Here is a 16877-nt window from a genome sequence, read left to right on the forward strand (position 1 = left end):
ACAGCCTTTGGCATCAGTTTTTGATGGGTTGCCCTAAGGTTCGCAGCAGATCGCGCACGTACTGGGCGCGGTCCTTCGGATCCGACAGCGCTTTTTCAATCCGCAGCTTGTCGTTGCCAGCCAGTTTGATCTGCTTGTTCTTCTGCACCAGCTCGATGATGCGCAGGGGCTCCACGGGCGGGTTGGGGCGGAAGGTGATGTTGATGATGCCGGGTGCGGCGTCGATCTTGATCACGCCATAAGGCTTGGCCTGCAGGCGCAGCTTGTGCGTGTCGAACAGGGCCTGGGCCTGTGGGGGCAGCTTGCCGAAGCGGTCCACGATTTCTTCCAGCATGGTCTCGATCTTGTCGAGCGAATCGGCGGTGGCCAGGCGCTTGTACAGGCTCAGTCGCACATGCACATCGCCGCAGTAGGCGTCAGGCAGCAGGGCGGGCGCATGCAGGTTGATGTCGGTGTTGCTGCCAAACAGGCCCGATGGCGACAGCAGGTCGGGTTCCTTGCCTGACTTGAGCGCGCGCACGGCTTCGCCCAGCATCTCGTTGTAGAGCTGGAAGCCCACTTCCATCATGTTGCCGCTCTGGTTGTCGCCCAGCACCTCACCGGCGCCGCGGATCTCCAGATCGTGCATGGCCAGGTAGAAGCCGGAACCCAGCTCTTCCATGTTCTGGATGGCGTCCAGGCGTTGGGCGGCCTGCTTGGTCAGCCCTTCGATGTCGGGCACCATCAGATAGGCATAAGCCTGGTGGTGGGAGCGGCCCACGCGGCCACGCAACTGGTGCAACTGCGCCAGGCCGAACTTGTCGGCGCGGCTGATCACGATGGTGTTGGCCGAGGGCACGTCGATGCCGGTTTCGATGATGGTCGAGCACAGCAGCACGTTGTGGCGCTGGGCCACGAAGTCGCGCATCACGCGTTCCAGCTCGCGCTCGGGCATCTGGCCGTGGGCGATGGCGATGCGGGCTTCGGGGATGAGTTCGGTGAGCTTGTCACGCCGGTTCTCGATGGTCTCCACTTCGTTGTGCAGGAAGTAGACCTGGCCGCCACGCTTCAACTCACGCAGCACGGCCTCTCGGATGGTGTTGCTGCTTTCGGATCTCACGAAAGTCTTGATGGCCAGGCGGCGTTGTGGGGCGGTGGCGATGACGGACAGATCACGCAGGCCTTCCATCGCCATGCCCAGCGTACGCGGGATGGGGGTGGCCGTGAGCGTGAGCACGTCGATGTCGGCGCGCATGGCCTTGATGGCTTCCTTGTGGCGCACCCCGAAGCGGTGTTCTTCGTCGATGATCAGCAGGCCCAGGCGTTTGAACTTGACCGTGTCGCTCAGCAGTTTGTGCGTGCCGATGACGATGTCGATCGTGCCGTCTGCCAGGCCCTGCATGGCGGCCTTGATTTCCTTGGCCGAGCGGAAGCGCGACATCTCGGCCACCTTCACGGGCCACTGCGAGAAGCGGTCGGAGATGTTCTGGTAATGCTGTTCGGCCAGCAAGGTGGTGGGCGCCAGCAGCACGACCTGTTTGCCACCGGTGACGGCCACAAACGCCGCACGCAAGGCCACTTCGGTCTTGCCGAAGCCCACGTCACCGCAGACCAGGCGGTCCATGGGGCGAGGGCTGATCATGTCCTGGATGACGGCGTGGATGGCGGCGCGCTGATCGGCCGTTTCTTCAAAGCCGAAGCTGGCGGCGAAAGCTTCGTAATCCTGCGCCGAGAAGCGGAAGGCAAAGCCTTCACGTGCGGCACGACGTGCATACAGATTGAGCAGTTCGGCAGCGGTGTCGCGTACCTGCTCGGCGGCCTTGCGCTTGGCCTTGTCCCATTGGGGCGAGCCCAGCTTGTGCAGCGGTGCTTCGTCTGCGCTGACGCCGGTGTAGCGGCTGATCAGGTGCAGTTGCGACACCGGTACATACAGCACGGCCTTGTCGGCGTATTCCAGGTGCAGGAACTCGGAAGGGCCATCGCCCAGATCGAGGTTGATCAGGCCCTGGTAGCGGCCGATGCCGTGGTTGCTGTGCACCACAGGGTCGCCCACATTCAGCTCGCTCAGGTCCTTGATGAGCGAATCCAGATCGGTGACCTGCTCGGACTTGCGGCGCCGGCGCGTGGTGGGCGTGGCGTCGAACAGCTCGGTTTCGGTGACGAACTGGATGCCAGCCTTGGCGTTGGCCGGGTCGTTCCAGATGAAGCCGGCAGCCAGGGGGGCGGCCGTGATCGCATGGCGATGGTCGCTGTCCACAAAGGCCTGCAGCGTGTCGATGCTGGGCAGGTTGATGCGGTGGTCGCGCAGCAACTCCATCAGGCTTTCGCGGCGGCCTGCGCTCTCGGCCACGACCAGCACGCGCTGGCCGATCTGGTCGGTCTTGCCGATGTGTTGTTCGAGCTTGCGCAGCGGGTCCTGGCCACCGCGCTCCACACTCAGGTCAGGTAAGGGGCGGGCCCACTCTGTAGGCTCGGTGCCGCGCACGGCCAGTTGGGCATGCGCATTGGCCAGGGTGAAGAAGTCTTCTACCTTGAGGAAGAGGTCTTCGGGTGGCAGCAGAGGGCGCTCGGGGTCGTGCTGCAGGAAGCGGTGGCGCTCTCTGGTTTCGGTCCAGAAGCGCTTCAGGGCCTCGTCCACCTCGCCGTGCATCACGATCACGGCCTGTTCGCCCAGGTGGTGGAACAGCGTGGAGGTTTCGTCGAAGAACAGGGGCAGGTAGTACTCGATGCCCGCCGTGGCCACGCCGCTGCCGATGTCCTTGTAGATGCGGGACTTGGTCGGGTCGCCCTCGATGCGTTCGCGCCAGCGGCTGCGGAAGGCGCCACGTGCCGCTTCGTCCATCGGGAACTCGCGGCCTGGCAGCAGGCGAACTTCGGGCACGGGGTAGAGGCTGCGTTGCGAGTCCGGATCGAAGGTGCGGATGGAGTCGATCTCGTCACCAAACAGGTCCACACGGTAGGGCACCAGCGAGCCCATCGGGTAAAGGTCGATCAGGCCGCCGCGCACGGCGTACTCACCAGGCGACACCACCTGGCTCACATGCGTGTAGCCCGCCAGCGTCAACTGTGACTTCAGCGCGGCTTCATTGAGCTTCTGCTTCTGTTTGAAATGGAAGGTGTAGGCCGCCAGGAAAGAGGGGGGCGACAGGCGGGTGAGCGCCGTGGTGGCGGGCAAGAGCACGACGTCCACACCCGTGTCCGTCTTGACGCCTTGCTGAATGCGCCACAGCGTGGCCAGGCGCTCCGAGATCAAGTCCTGGTGCGGCGAGAACGTGTCGTAGGGCAGCGTTTCCCAGTCCGGGAAGATGGCGCAGCGCAGGTCCGGCACGAAGAAGGCGATCTCATCGAGCAGGCGTTGGGCGTCTGCCGGGTCGGCCGTCATCACCGCCGTGATCTGCCCCTGGGCCTTGCGGCTTTGGGCAAAACGAGCCAGCAGCAGCGCATCGCCCGAACCCGCTGGGCGGGGAACGGTGTAGCGTTTGCCGGGAGCAATGGAAGGCAGGGGCAGGGCAGGCAGCATGGCGCAGAAATGACAAAGCGCCCGGTCACGAGGGTGGCCGGGCGTGTGATCCAGATTCAGTCGTGCATTTTAGGTGGGCGACAATCCCCCCATGTCACTCACGATTGCTTCTCACGAATTCAAAGCACGTTGTTACGCCCTTGTCCCATGTGCGGGGGTAGGGGAGCGGGCGGGCGTTGGCGGCCCCAAGCAGTATCACCCCGTGGCGGGGCAGGCTGTGGTGGCGCACACGCTGGCGGCCCTGGGTGCCGTGGCACGCATCGAGGCCACACTGGTGGTGCTGTCACCTGATGACGCCGTGTTCGGCCAACACGTGCCCGGCTTCGAGGGTGCCAAGGGCTGGGTGGCGCGTGTGGGCGGGGCCTCACGTGCCGAAAGCGTGGCCAATGGCCTCAACGAGTTGCTGGTGCGGGGCGCGCAGCCCCATGACTGGGTGCTGGTGCACGATGCGGCCCGCTGCCTGATCCAGCCCGATTGGGTCGATCGCCTGATTGACGCCTGCGAAGACGATGAGGTGGGGGGCTTGCTGGCCTTGCCCTTGGCTGACACCTTGAAGTCGGCGGCCGTGGGTGATCAGGGCGAGGCCCGGGTTCAAGGCACCGTGGACCGTGCAGGCAAGTGGGCCGCGCAGACGCCGCAGATGTTCCGCCTGGGCCTGTTGCGGCCAGCCTTGTTGTTGGCCCTGTCGGATCCGGCAACGGCTGCCGCCATCACCGATGAGGCCAGCGCCGTCGAGATCCTGGGGCATCAACCCAGGCTGATCCCGGGGGCGTATGACAACTTCAAGGTCACTTGGCCGGGCGATTTCGCTTTGGCCGAACGCTTGCTGTCGACGCGTCCTTGAATGCCTCGGTGTCGGGCACCGTCTGCGCGTCTGATTGCAGCTTGAGGGCCGCCATCACCACGGGTTTGGCCCATTCCGGCGTGGCCATCAAGGCTTGAGCCGAAGCGGGCACCAGCACGCTGGCCTGGACCTTGCGCGCGCCTGTGGCCTGACCTTGAACCCAGTGCAGCACGAGCCTGGGTTTCGGGGCCTTGCCTTGATGCGGGTCGGCTTCGTCGCTGTTGTCGTAGACGCGCAGTTCAGCCAGATGCGGCAACAGCTCGATCAACTGCAGGCGGCTTTGATCGAAGCGCCGACGGATATCGGCTTCGGGGATATCGTGCCCACCCTTTTTGACGCGTGCCTTGACGCGTGCCAGGTGGTGTTCCGGGCTGGCCAACCCCACATACCAGATGCGGACTTCAAAGCCACCGGCGGCCGCCTGCTTGAGCAAGGCGGCAAAGCTCTTGCCGCCCAGCGTGGTCTCGAAGTTGTAGTCCAGGCCCTTGGCAATGGCATGTTGCAGCAGGCGCTTGCCTTCGTGCCAGGCCGCGCTGTTGGCCTGCGTGGCACTCAGGTGTGGTTGGGCCTGGCGAATGCGGGCCGCGGCTTCATCCGGGTTGAAGTACTCCCCGCCGCGTGACCGGATGGTGGCGCCGCCAATGCTGCTCTTGCCTGCGCCATTGGTGCCGGCCAGAACAAAAAGTCGGGGAACGTGGGCAGTTTTGGCCACGGGCTGTCTCTCTGAGTTTGTATGTGGTTGTCCCGCACCGTGCTTGAAAGCGATGCGCAGACCTGCGCCCATCGTGACGAGGGCTGTCAGTGATGATCAACTGACCGTGGTGGACCGTGCTTCAGCTGTGGCGTGAGGCGGCACGTGCAGGCTTGGCTGCCGCCACGGCGGCCTGGCCCAGTTCGGCCGGATCGGCATCAAACGCATCCATCATGGCATCGCGTGAGGCGGGAGCCTGCATGCGTTGCAGCAGGGCATCAAACTCGTGGCTGAGCGTGTCCAGCGGTTTGGCTTGCGCACCCAGCAGGGCCTGATACGCATCCAGGGACAGCACCACAGCCGTGGTGCGATCCCGTTTGGTGATGGCCACCATGCCCTGGCTGGACGCGGCATCCAGCACGCGGCCAAAACTGTTTTTGGCTTCAGTGGCTGAAAACTCGGTCACCGGGACATCCTCGCCACGAGGATTACGCAAAGTTAGCGCGGTCATGATTGCCTCTGTTTCGATGCTGATGGCCATTTTAGCCATTTCGGCCAATATGTCCAGTTCGTGAGCATGATCGCGCCATGAAAAAAGCCCGGCTGGGGGCCGGGCTTGCGTGCAAAAGGGTCGTGGTTGTCCGATTACCAGGAGACTTCCTGTTCCGGCGTGGCCTTGATGCGGTGCAGGGACAGGTCGGCGCCTTCGTATTCTTCCTCGTGCGACAGGCGCAAGCCCATCACCTTGTTCAGGATGCCGTAGACCAGCACACCGGTCACCAGCGCCAGCGCCAACACGCACAGGGTGCCCACGATCTGGGCACCCATGTTGACGCCGCCTGCGCCACCCAGTGCCGTCTGGCCAAAGATGCCGGCTGCGATGCCGCCCCAGGTGCCGCACAGACCGTGCAGGGGCCAGACACCCAGCACGTCGTCGATCTTCCACTTGTTCTGGACCAGGGTGAACATGATCACGAAGATAGCGCCGGCAATCGCACCCACCACCAGCGCGCCGGCGGGGTGCATGATGTCCGAGCCAGCGCAGACGGCCACCAGGCCAGCGAGGGGGCCGTTGTAGGCAAAGCCGGGGTCATTCTTGCCCATCAGCACGGCCACCAGGGTGCCGCCCACCAGGGCCATCAGCGAGTTCACGGCCACCAGGCCGGAGATCTTGTCGATCGTCTGGGCGCTCATCACATTGAAGCCGAACCAGCCCACCGCCAGGATCCAGGAACCCAAAGCGAGGAAGGGGATGCTCGAAGGCGGGTGAGCCGACATGGCGCCATCCTTGCGGTAGCGGTTGCGGCGGGCCCCCAGGATCAGCACGGCAGGCAGGGCGATCCAGCCACCAAAGGCGTGAACCACCACGGAGCCGGCGAAGTCATGCAACTGGCCGCCGGTCAGGTTCTGCAGCCAATCCTCGAAGCCGAACTTGTTGTTCCACACGGCGCCTTCGCACAGGGGGTAGAACACGCCCACGATCACCGCCGTGGCGATCAGTTGAGGGCCGAACTTGGCGCGCTCGGCAATGCCGCCCGAGATGATGGCGGGGATGGCCGCCGCAAAGGTCAGCAGGAAGAAGAACTTGACCAGGGCATAACCGTTGTTCTGAGCCAGGGTGCCTGCACCCACGAAAAAGTCGACGCCATAAGCGATCGTGTAGCCCACGAAGAAGTAGACGAGGGTCGATACGCAGAAATCCACCAGGATCTTGACCAGGGCGTTCACCTGGTTCTTGCCACGCACGGTGCCGAGTTCAAGAAAGGCGAAGCCCGCGTGCATCGCCAGCACCATCACGGCGCCCAGAAGGATAAACAGCGCATCCGCGCCTTGTTTGAGTTGGTCCATTCTTTGACTTTCAAAAAGAACACGACGCCGCACCGAAATGAATCGCATGCTGCGTCCTGGGTCAATACGCACCATAAGTAAGCAATATGCGTGCCTGAATTTGGGGCGGTTTGGTTTGATTTCGTGCATCCACAGTGCAATGTGGTGCGCAAACTTGGTGCCTGGCGCCACTGGTGCGAATGTTGCCGAACCATGTTGGTGCATTCATGGCGAGGCGGGCAGCCCCCTCAAGGCCTGACGCCAGCAGGACTGGCGCATGGGCGCGCTTCATTCCGCAGGACAATACGGGCTGCGTCATTCACATTTGAAGCGTCACCAACATGTCCTTGCCAGTCATTCGCGTCGGAGAGGGGTGGGATACCCATGCCCTGGTCACAGGTCGTCCATTGATCCTGGGCGGCGTCACCATTCCTCACACGCACGGTTTGCTCGGGCACTCGGATGCCGATGCCTTGCTGCACGCCATCACGGACGCGTTGTTGGGCGCGGCAGGCATGGGCGACATCGGCCGGCACTTCCCGGATACCGACCCGCAGTTCAAGGGCGCCGATTCCATCGTGCTGCTCAAGGAGGCCGCGCGGCGCGTGATGGCCGAGGGCTGGCAGATTGGCAATGTGGACACCACCATCGTGGCCCAGGCGCCCAAGATGGCGCCTCACATTCCGCTGATGCGCGAGCGTATTGCGCAGGCCCTGGATCTGGCGCCTGATGCCGTGAATGTGAAGGCCAAGACGGCCGAGAAGATGGGCCCGGTAGGAGAGGGGCGTGCCATCGAGGCACGCGCCGTCTGCCTGTTGCTCAAGCCCTGATCAGGGCGCGCGCTTGAGCTTGATGTGCGCAACCAGGCCACCGCCCGGTGCGTTGGCGATCTCGAAACCGCCACCCATGCGCTGCAATGCCTTCTCCACGATGGCCAGGCCGAGGCCGGCACCTGTGGCAGCCGTACGCGCCGCATCACCCCGGAAGAAGGGCGTGGTCAGCTGAGACAGCTTTTCCGCCGCCACGCCCGGGCCATGGTCCCGCACGCTGAGGATCACCCACGAGCCTGAGCGCGTGTAGCTCACGTCCACATTGGTCACGCCTGTGTAGGTGTTGCGGCCATAACGGCGCGCATTCTCGAACAGGTTGGTCAGCACGCGGCTGAGTTCGGTTTCGTCTGCCATCACCTTGGTGTCGATGGGCAGCTTGGCCGTGATGCGGATGCGCTTGGTGTCGCGGAACTGGCTGATCGATTTGTCCACCACCGACGACACATGCACCGGCATCAGTTCGACATTGCCCGGGCGGGCGTAGTCCATGAACTTGTCGATGATGGCGTCGAGCTGGTCGATGTCGGCGGCGATGTTGCGCTTGGCCTCTTCGTCCACCACGCTCATCTCGGCCTCCAGGCGCAGGCGGGCCAGTGGCGTGCGCAGGTCATGCGAAATGCCGGCCAGCATCACCGCGCGGTCTTCGTCGACCTTGGCCAACTCGCGCGCCATGCGGTTGAAGCCCTGGTTCACCTCGCGGATCTCGCGGGTGATCATGGATTCATCCAGCACCGAGTCGTACTCGCCCTCGCGTATTCGGCTGGCGGCAAACGACAGCTCCTTGAGCGGCTGGTTGATCAGGCGCGCGATCACGGCCGAACCCAGCATGGTCGCGATCAGCGCGATGCCCACCCAGATGAACCACGTTCGCCCGGTCATGGGCGCGACGCGGTTGCCATCCGCCTGCAGCCAGTAGTTGTCCTTCTCGATCTGGAAGCCCACCCACAGGCCTTGTACGCCGTTGACGCTGCTGGCCACGATCGTGGTCGGCCCCAGGCGAGAGCGCAGCTCTTTCCCGATCGCCTGCGTGAAGCGGTTGACTTCGAATGGCTCGTAGCGGTCGGACGGCTCGTGCGGCTTGAGCGCGATCGATTCCTGATCGAAGAGGGTCTTGATCAGGGTGACGCGGTTGATGCTGTCGGCATAGCGCAGTGCCGCCCGCGACAGGTTCACCAGGCTGGCGATCTGTTGTGCGGCTTGCACCGAGCGGGGCTCGAACTCCAGCGCCTTGAAGGTCTGCACCCACGCGACGATACCGGCGGTGAGCAGCAGACCCAGCAGGATGAACGTCCGCCAGAACAGACTGAGGGCGAAACGCTTTCTAGGCATTCATCAAGCCCCACCATCCGGCACGAACACATAACCTACACCCCAGACGGTCTGGATGTAGCGAGGTTGTGCCGGATCGGGCTCGATCATCTTGCGCAGACGCGAGATCTGCACGTCAAGGCTGCGGTCAAACGGTTCGAATTCGCGGCCACGTGCCAACTGAGCCAGCTTGTCGCGCGACAGGGGCTGGCGCGGGTGGCGCACCAGGGCCTTGAGCATCGAGAACTCGCCGGTGGTCAGGGAGATGGGCTCGCCTTCCTTGCTCAGACGGCGCAGGGCCAGGTCGAACTCGAAGGGGCCGAACTGCACGGTCTGGGCTTCCTTGGCGGGGGCGCCAGGGGCTTCCTGGGCCGGGCGACGGCGCAGCACCGCATGGATGCGGGCCAGCAGTTCGCGCGGGTTGAACGGCTTGGGCAGGTAGTCGTCGGCGCCCACTTCCAGGCCCACGATGCGGTCCACATCCTCGACCTTGGCAGTCAGCATGATGATGGGGGTGACGTCATTGGCGGCACGCAGGCGGCGGCAGATCGAGAGGCCGTCTTCGCCAGGCAGCATCAGGTCCAGCACGATCAGATCGACGGTTTCACGCGTCAGCAGGCGGTTGAGCGCCTTGGCATCTTCGGCCAGCAGGACTTCGAAACCCTCCTGGCTCAGGTAGCGGCGCAGCAGATCGCGGATGCGCGCATCGTCATCGACCACGAGCACGCGGTCGGGACGCTGGTTGGGAGTCGTAGAGGTCATCTCTGCATTCCTCGGCATTTGTAACAGACGCGGATTGTGCGCAGTTTATGCGCACGAAAACCGGTGCGCTGACCAGCTGTTACAAATATTGCGACCGTATGAACACCTCGTCAAGCCCTTTGCGTGGTGTGGATCTTTGTCGTCGTCGAACCGTCGATGTGCGTTAAGTTGAGGTGCCCGCCATCTCGGCTGGGTGCCACTTAGAAAGAAGGTCATTGATGCGACAAGCGTTTTCGTCCCGTTCCGGTCTGTCCCGCACCTTGAGGGGATCCTTGCTGGCCAGTGCGCTGGCCATGGGCGCTTGCGCCGTGCATGCCGAGGCAGAAGCGCAGCAGAACGTGGTTCGTTTCTCCGCTGGCGTCACGCAGGAGGTCACGCAGGATCTGCTGATCGTCACCCTGCAGGCGACGCGAGAAGGCAGCCAGGCGGCCGACGTGCAGGCTGGCTTGAAGCAGGCGATGGAAGCGGCGTTGGCCGAGGCACGCAAGTCGGCGCACCCGCAAGGCATGGAGGTGCGCACCGGTACGTTTTCGGTGCAGCCCCGTTACAACAATTCGGGGCGCGTGAACGGCTGGCAAGGTTTTGCGCAACTGATCCTGGAGGGAACGGATGTGGCCCGCATCACCCAGACCACCGGGCGCATCAACCAGCTCAATGTGATCAACGTCAGTTATGGCCTGTCGCGCGCCTTGCGCGAGCAGTACGAGTCAACGCTGACCAGTCAGGCGATTGCCCGCTTCAAGACACGCGCCTCGCAGATCGCGACAGACTTCGGCATGAAGGGCTACACCCTGGGTGATGTGACGGTTTCGTCGACCGATCCGGGCTTTGAGCCGCGTCCGTATCTGGCCAAGGCCATGGCCATGCGCGCCGAAATGGCGGATGCGCCGCTGCCCGTGGAACCAGGGAAGGGTGTGCTGTCGGTGACCGTCAACGGTCAGGTCACGCTCAAGCCCTGACGGGTTGAGGCCGGCTCGGAACGGGCTTTGCTCGTTCAGCCTGCCGCCGGGTAGCTGGTCTGGTCGCGCCATTGACCGCCAACCAGCACCTGGTGTGGCAGGAACTGCGCCTTGTAGGCCATCTTCTGACTCTCGGCAATCCAGTAGCCCAGGTAGAGATTGGCCAGCCCCAGGTCATGGGCCTGCTGGATCTGCCACATGATGTTGTACGTGCCGTAGCTCGTGTGGGGCTCGGGCTCGTAGAAGGTGTAGACCGCTGACAGCCCATCGTTGAGGATGTCCAGGATGGACACGATTTTCAGCTTGCCTTGCGCTTCGCCTGGCAGTGGTGGCTCGCGGAACTCCACCAGCCGGGAGTTCACACGGCTTTGCAGCAGGAACTGGGTGTACTGGTCGACCGAGTCGTGGTCCATGCCGCCACCTTTGTGCCTGCCGGCCTGGTAGCGCAAATACAGCTGATAGTGTTCGGGTGTGAAGCACAGCCTCAGCACGCGTGCTTCCAGGTTCTGGTGTGCTTTCCAGGCGCGCTTCTGGCTGCGGCTGGGCTCGAAGCGCTCTACCGGGATGCGCAGGGGCACGCAGGCCCGGCAGCCATCGCAATAGGGGCGGTACGTGAACATGCCGCTGCGGCGAAAGCCATTGCTGACCAGGCCGGAGTACACGTCCGCATTGATCATGTGACTGGGCGTGGCCACCTGCGAGCGAGCGGCCTTGTTGTCAAGGTAGCTGCACGGATAGGGGGCCGTTGCATAGAACTGCAAGGACGCCAGTGGAAGATCTTTGAGGTGCGTCACGTGTGTGTCAGGCGCTGCGCTCGAGGTGAGACCAGAAAGCATCATCATAGGCCCAAACGGCGGGTGGATTTTGATCGACCACCCCCCGCAAATGGGACTCGAAATCACCTCGTGAAATGGCCCTCGCACCCAGGGAGGCGAGGTGGCTGGTTTGCTGCTGGCAGTCGATTAACGTGATGTCGTTTTCCTTGCAGAAACACACCAGCGCGGCCAGGGCAATCTTGGAGGCATCCGTGCGCCAGGCGAACATGGATTCACCGTAGAACATGCGGCCGATGCTGACGCCATACAGGCCGCCCACCAGTTCGCCATCTATCCAGGTTTCAAAGGAGTGGACGCGTCCCTGGCGGTGCCACTGTCCGTAGACCTCGCGGATGCCGGGCACGATCCAGGTCCCGTCCTGGCCGTCTCTGGGCGTGCCTGCACAGGCCAGCATCACCTCGTCAAAGGCGCCGTCGATGCGGATTTCGCAGCCGGGCGAGCGCAGGAACTTCGCGATGGTCTTGCGCAAGGAGCGATGAAGCTTGAACTCGCTGACAGGCAGCACCATGCGTGGATCGGTTGTCCACCACATGACCGGCTGCCCCTGGCTGAACCACGGGAAGATGCCGCGCCGATAGGCCGCTTCCAGGCGTTGTGGCGACAGATCCGCGCCGGCAGCCAGCAAGCCTGGCGCGTCCGTTTCAGGACCCAGCGCCGTGGCCGTGTCAGGGAAGGGGGTGTCGGGTTCCAGCCAGGGGATCATGTCGCCATGATAAGAAAGCGCAAGCCTGAAATCGTGCGGACAGAAAAAAAGCCCGATGGCGAACCATCGGGCTTGAAAGGTACCTTAGAAAAGGTTCAGGAGGTACCGAGGAGACAACCTTTCAGGGAGTGTCGCTTGTCCAGAGCGACATCTCTCAGATTTGGTTCCGGGGCCAAAGTTCAAGCTGACCGGGCTCACAAACCTGCAAAGTTTTGTAATCCCACTCGAACGGGCCCCTGACTATCCGTTCTCAGGCAGCCTTGCGCGACTTGGTCGAAGCAGCTTGCGTGGCCTTCACAGCGGTGTTGGTGATGGCCTGGAAGTTGGCTTCGGCGACGTCAGCAGCTTGCTTGGCAGCCTTTTGCACGGAGTCAAAAGCGTTGTTGGCGGCGGCAACAGCCGACTTCACCAGCACGACGGCGTTTTCAGAGCCGGCAGGTGCGTTCTTCACGGCGTTGTCCACCACGGAAGCGAACTTCTTCTGAGCTTCGGCGATTTGCGATTCGGCCAGCTTGCTCACTTCAGAGCTGGTGGACGAAGCGATGTCGTACAGGTGACGGCTGTAGGCAGCGGCCTTTTCAGCGGAAGGTTGCAGCAGGCTTGCTTGCAGAGCCAGCAATTCTTGAGCGTCCTTCACAGCCAGCACAGCCTTGGTGTGCTCGGCGGCTTCGTCCAGCGTGGCCTTGGCAACTTGCAGGTTCAGTTCCAGAACCTTTTCAACACCTTCGAAAGCCTTTTGGCCCAGGTCGAACAGGGTGGCGAGGTTGGCTTTCTGGGTGGCCAGCAGTTGTTCAGCGGTCAGCATGACGATTCTCCGTACGTGTTGATGGGTTGAATTGCAGTTGGCTTGGTGGTCCTTGAACCTTTGTTGCGCTGCAACATGATTCTCAGTATAGGCATCCGGAAAAACTTTGCAAGTACTTTTTGTGCGGTGCAGCAAAAGTGCTGCGCGAATGTCAAAAAGTTTACTTTCTGGCGGTTTGCTGCACTTGGCGGCAGCTTGTCGCACCAGAGACGCCCATGAGCCTTCCTTCTGTGGTCAATAAGGTACCGGCATCGCCTACACTTGCCGACGCCCACATATTTACTCACTTGTGATCCATTCATCATGAGCCTGCTCAACGTTCCTGCTGGCGCCAAGGCGCCTGACGTCTTCAACGTCATCATCGAAATCCCCGCTAACGCTGATCCGATCAAGTACGAGATCGACCACGAAACCGGCGCCGTCTTCGTCGACCGTTTCATGGGTACGGCCATGCACTACCCCTGCAACTACGGCTACGTGCCTCAGACCATTGCCGCTGACGGTGACCCCGTCGACGTGCTGGTCGTGACGCCGTTCCCCCTGCAGCCTGGCGTGGTCATCCCTTGCCGTCCTCTGGGCATCCTGAAGATGGAAGACGAAGCTGGCGGCGACTCCAAGCTGGTGGCCGTGCCGACCGAAAAGATCTGCGCCATGTACAAGGACATCCAGAAGCTGGAAGACCTGCCTGTGCTGCTGGTGTCGCAGATCAAGCACTTCTTCGAGCACTACAAGGATCTGGAACCCGGCAAGTGGGTGAAGGTCACCGGCTGGGATGGCATCGATGCCGCCAAGGCCGAAGTGACCACCGGTCTGGCTGCATTCGCCAAGCAACACTGATCTGAAGTATCGGGCAGGGCGCCTTTCGAGGCGTCTTGCTCATTGAAAGAAAAGCCGCCTGCGTGAGCATGGCGGCTTTTTGTTTGGCTGCGTTCGCGCCTGTTGAGGGCCTGTCGAATCAGGCGACGCGCTTGATCACCTTCTCCAGCGTCGACACGATCTGATCGATCTGGCTGTCGTTGATGATCAGTGGTGGCGAGATGGCGATGTTGTCGCCCGCCGCTCTCAGCAGCACGCCTTCTTCCCAGCAGCCCAGGAAGACCTCGAAAGCCCGGCGGCCAGGCGCGGCGCCAGCCCGTGGTGCGAACTCGATGGCGCCGACCATGCCGGTGTTGCGGATGTCCACGACGTTGGGCAGCCCCTTGAGGCTGTGTACCGCCGCTTCCATCTTGGCGTGCATGGCCTGGCCGCGTGTGAGCAGGCCCTCCTCGTCGTAGGTGTCCAGTGTGGCCAGGGCCGCGGCGCAGGCCATGGGGTGGCCGGAGTAGGTGTAGCCGTGCGGCAGTTCGATGCCCGCTGGCGCTTGCATGAAGGTGTCGTGGATGCCTTGCTTCACGAACACGGCGCCCATGGGGATCGTGCCATTGGTGATGCCTTTGGCGGCGGTGATCATGTCGGGTGTGACGCCATAGACCTGCGCCGCAAACGGTGCGCCCAGGCGGCCGAAACCGGTGATCACTTCGTCAAAGATCAGCAGGATGCCGTACTTGTCGCAGATGTCGCGCAGGCGTTGCAGATAGCCTTTCGGGGGCAGCAGCACGCCTGTGGAGCCGGCCATGGGCTCCACGATCACGGCCGCGATGGTGGAGGCGTCGTGCAGTGCGACCAGGCGCTCCAGGTCATCTGCCAGTTCGGCGCCATGCTCGGGCTGGCCTTTGGTGAAGGCGTTGCGTGCCAGATCATGCGTGTGCCGCAGGTGATCCACGCCCGAGAGGCTGGAGCCGAACATCTTGCGGTTGGGCCCCATGCCCCCGAGCGCCGTGCCCGCGAAGTTGACGCCGTGATAACCACGTTCGCGACCGATCAGGCGCGTGCGATGCGACTCGCCGCGCAGGCGGTGGTAGGCCAGGGCGATCTTCAGTGCCGTCTCGACCGATTCCGAGCCGGAGTTGGTGAAGAACACGCGATTGAGGCCTTCGGGTACGTACTTCTGCAGGCGATCTGCGAGCTGGAAGGCCAGCGGGTGCCCCATCTGGAAGGGCGGGGCAAAGTCCATTTCGCCTGCCTGTCGGGCGATGGCCTCCACGATGCGCGGGCGGCTGTGCCCTGCGTTGACGCACCACAGGCCGGCCGTGCCATCCAGGATCTGGCGGCCTTCCGGCGTCCAGTAATGCATGTCCTTGGCCTTGCTCAGCAGGCGCGGTGCCTGTTTGAAGTCGCGGTTGGCCGTGAAGGGCATCCAGAAGGCGTCGAGGTTCAAGTCCATGTTGTTCTCCTTGTCGAGGCTCGGTGCGGGCCCTCGGCCATGGTGCACCTTCTCGGGGTTTTGATGTGGATGCGGCGAGGGCCCCAATGGCACCAACTTTGCTCGCAAAAAGTGACAAATCGGCTCCGGGCTAGCCCTTGCGCTGCCGGGGGGGCGTTATCGGTCGTCGTGTTCGTGCGACTTTGTTGTCTTTTTGCGTCAATCGCGTGCGCATTCTTTCGCGCACTCGTCCCCCGCGTATGAAGGGTCTGGTCTTATATAAGACATAAGTCTTTGCAAGCTGGCCCAAACCAACGTAGAATCGCGGGTTTTCAAGTACTTCCCTACCAACCCCCGGAGATCTCGTCATGACGAAACTCACACGTGAACAGCAAATCGCTGCCCTGGAAAAAGACTGGGCCGAAAACCCCCGCTGGAAGCTGGTCAAGCGCGGTTACTCCGCTGCTGACGTTGTGCGCCTGCGCGGCAGCCTGCAGCCTGAGTACACCCTGGCCAAGAACGGCGCTGAAAAGCTGTGGGAAAAGGTCAACGGCGGCGCCAAGAAGGGCTACGTGAACGCTTTCGGCGCGATCACCGCTGGTCAAGCCATGCAACAGGCCAAGGCTGGTCTGGAAGCCGTGTACCTGTCGGGCTGGCAAGTTGCTGCTGACGGCAACACCTCCGAAACCATGTACCCCGACCAGTCGCTGTACGCCTACGACTCCGTCCCCACGATGGTTCGTCGTATCAACAACACGTTCAAGCGTGCTGACGAAATCCAATGGTCGCGTGGCATCAACCCCGGCGACGAAGGCTTCGTTGACTACTTCCTGCCTATCGTTGCTGACGCTGAAGCCGGTTTCGGTGGCGTTCTGAACGCTTTCGAACTGATGAAGAACATGATCGCCGCAGGTGCTGCTGGCGTTCACTTCGAAGACCAGCTGGCTGCTGTGAAGAAGTGCGGTCACATGGGTGGCAAGGTGCTGGTTCCTACCCGCGAAGCCATCGAAAAGCTGATCGCTGCTCGTTTCGCTGCTGACGTGATGGGCGTGCCCACCATCGTTCTGGCTCGTACCGATGCTGAAGCCGCCAACCTGCTGACCAGCGACTACGACGAAAACGACAAGCCTTTCCTGACTGGCGAACGCACTCAAGAAGGCTTCTACCGCGTGAAGAACGGCCTGGAGCAATCCATCAGCCGTGGCGTTGCTTACGCTCCTTACGCTGACCTGGTCTGGTGTGAAACCGGCGTGCCTGACATCGGCTTCGCTCGTGAATTCGCTCAAGCCGTGCACGCTGCTTGCCCTGGCAAGCTGCTGTCGTACAACTGCTCGCCTTCCTTCAACTGGAAGAAGAACCTGAACGACTCGCAAATCGCTTCGTTCCAGGAAGAGCTGTCGGCTCTGGGCTACAAGTACCAGTTCATCACCCTGGCTGGTATCCACATCAACTGGTTCAACACCTTCCAGTTCGCCCACGCTTACGCTCGCGGCGAAGGCATGAAGCACTACACCAACATGGTGCAAGAGCCCGAATTCGCAGCTCGCGAAAAGGGTTACACCTTCGTGTCG

At 62.5% G+C, this 16877-nt stretch carries 15 protein-coding genes; 5 read left to right on the top strand and 10 right to left on the bottom strand.

The window, feature by feature from the left end; all coding sequences use genetic code 11:
- Window positions 1–13: 13 nt before the first annotated feature.
- Window positions 14–3499 (bottom strand): transcription-repair coupling factor, encoded by a 3486-nt coding sequence (gene mfd, locus VFW93_RS17845; protein ID WP_329695301.1) that lies wholly within the window; start codon window positions 3497–3499, stop codon window positions 14–16.
- Window positions 3500–3590: 91 nt separating this feature from the next.
- On the opposite strand from mfd, the gene ispD reads away from it, so the two are divergent.
- On the top strand, window positions 3591–4343 hold the full coding sequence (gene ispD / locus VFW93_RS17850) for a 2-C-methyl-D-erythritol 4-phosphate cytidylyltransferase (RefSeq protein ID WP_329695302.1): 753 nt from the start codon (window positions 3591–3593) through the stop codon (window positions 4341–4343).
- Here the strand turns inward: ispD and VFW93_RS17855 are convergent.
- From VFW93_RS17855 to VFW93_RS17865, 3 genes are all read right to left on the bottom strand, one after another.
- Entirely contained in the window at window positions 4288–5055 is a 768-nt protein-coding gene (locus VFW93_RS17855) for a zeta toxin family protein (protein WP_329695303.1), read from the bottom strand. The genes ispD and VFW93_RS17855 overlap by 56 nt on opposite strands.
- 121 nt (window positions 5056–5176) lie before the next feature.
- Window positions 5177–5545, bottom strand: a complete 369-nt coding sequence (locus VFW93_RS17860) for a type II toxin-antitoxin system Phd/YefM family antitoxin (protein WP_329695304.1) — start codon at window positions 5543–5545, stop codon at window positions 5177–5179.
- Between the two features lie 134 nt (window positions 5546–5679).
- Window positions 5680–6882 (bottom strand): ammonium transporter, encoded by a 1203-nt coding sequence (locus VFW93_RS17865; protein WP_329695305.1) that lies wholly within the window; start codon window positions 6880–6882, stop codon window positions 5680–5682.
- A gap of 320 nt (window positions 6883–7202) precedes the next feature.
- Here VFW93_RS17865 and ispF point away from each other — a divergent pair, with 320 nt between their 5' ends.
- Window positions 7203–7691 carry a 2-C-methyl-D-erythritol 2,4-cyclodiphosphate synthase gene (gene ispF, locus VFW93_RS17870; protein WP_290675417.1) on the top strand — a complete coding sequence of 163 codons (489 nt, stop codon included), beginning with the start codon at window positions 7203–7205 and terminating at the stop codon, window positions 7689–7691.
- Here the strand turns inward: ispF and VFW93_RS17875 are convergent, their stop codons facing one another.
- On the bottom strand, window positions 7692–9020 hold the full coding sequence (locus VFW93_RS17875) for a sensor histidine kinase (protein WP_329695306.1): 1329 nt from the start codon (window positions 9018–9020) through the stop codon (window positions 7692–7694).
- Window positions 9021–9023: 3 nt separating this feature from the next.
- A complete protein-coding gene (gene ompR, locus VFW93_RS17880; protein ID WP_290640484.1) occupies window positions 9024–9761 on the bottom strand; it encodes a two-component system response regulator OmpR in 738 nt (245 codons plus the stop codon).
- Between the two features lie 218 nt (window positions 9762–9979).
- Between ompR and VFW93_RS17885 the strand changes: the two genes are divergently transcribed.
- Entirely contained in the window at window positions 9980–10720 is a 741-nt protein-coding gene (locus tag VFW93_RS17885) for an SIMPL domain-containing protein (protein WP_329695307.1), read from the top strand.
- 35 nt (window positions 10721–10755) lie between these two features.
- Here the strand turns inward: VFW93_RS17885 and VFW93_RS17890 are convergent, their stop codons facing one another.
- The 3 genes from VFW93_RS17890 to phaP form a co-directional block, all read right to left on the bottom strand.
- Window positions 10756–11514 carry an arginyltransferase gene (locus VFW93_RS17890; protein ID WP_329695308.1) on the bottom strand — a complete coding sequence of 253 codons (759 nt, stop codon included), beginning with the start codon at window positions 11512–11514 and terminating at the stop codon, window positions 10756–10758.
- 7 nt (window positions 11515–11521) lie between these two features.
- Window positions 11522–12259 carry a leucyl/phenylalanyl-tRNA--protein transferase gene (aat, locus tag VFW93_RS17895; RefSeq protein WP_329695309.1) on the bottom strand — a complete coding sequence of 246 codons (738 nt, stop codon included), beginning with the start codon at window positions 12257–12259 and terminating at the stop codon, window positions 11522–11524.
- 250 nt (window positions 12260–12509) lie between these two features.
- Window positions 12510–13064 carry a TIGR01841 family phasin gene (gene phaP / locus VFW93_RS17900; protein WP_329695310.1) on the bottom strand — a complete coding sequence of 185 codons (555 nt, stop codon included), beginning with the start codon at window positions 13062–13064 and terminating at the stop codon, window positions 12510–12512.
- A gap of 303 nt (window positions 13065–13367) precedes the next feature.
- On the opposite strand from phaP, the gene ppa reads away from it, so the two are divergent.
- Entirely contained in the window at window positions 13368–13901 is a 534-nt protein-coding gene (ppa, locus tag VFW93_RS17905) for an inorganic diphosphatase (RefSeq protein ID WP_035034904.1), read from the top strand.
- Window positions 13902–14019: 118 nt separating this feature from the next.
- Here ppa and VFW93_RS17910 read toward each other — a convergent pair whose 3' ends face one another.
- The gene (locus tag VFW93_RS17910; RefSeq protein ID WP_329695311.1) at window positions 14020–15327 is read right to left on the bottom strand and encodes an aspartate aminotransferase family protein; all 1308 of its coding nucleotides are present in this window, start codon (window positions 15325–15327) and stop codon (window positions 14020–14022) included.
- 347 nt (window positions 15328–15674) lie between these two features.
- Here VFW93_RS17910 and aceA point away from each other — a divergent pair.
- On the top strand, window positions 15675–16877 hold a 1203-nt coding region (gene aceA / locus VFW93_RS17915), incomplete at its 3' end, for an isocitrate lyase (RefSeq protein ID WP_329695312.1).

It is taken from the genome of Aquabacterium sp. (assembly GCF_036279675.1).
Lineage (GTDB): Bacteria > Pseudomonadota > Gammaproteobacteria > Burkholderiales > Burkholderiaceae_C > Aquabacterium.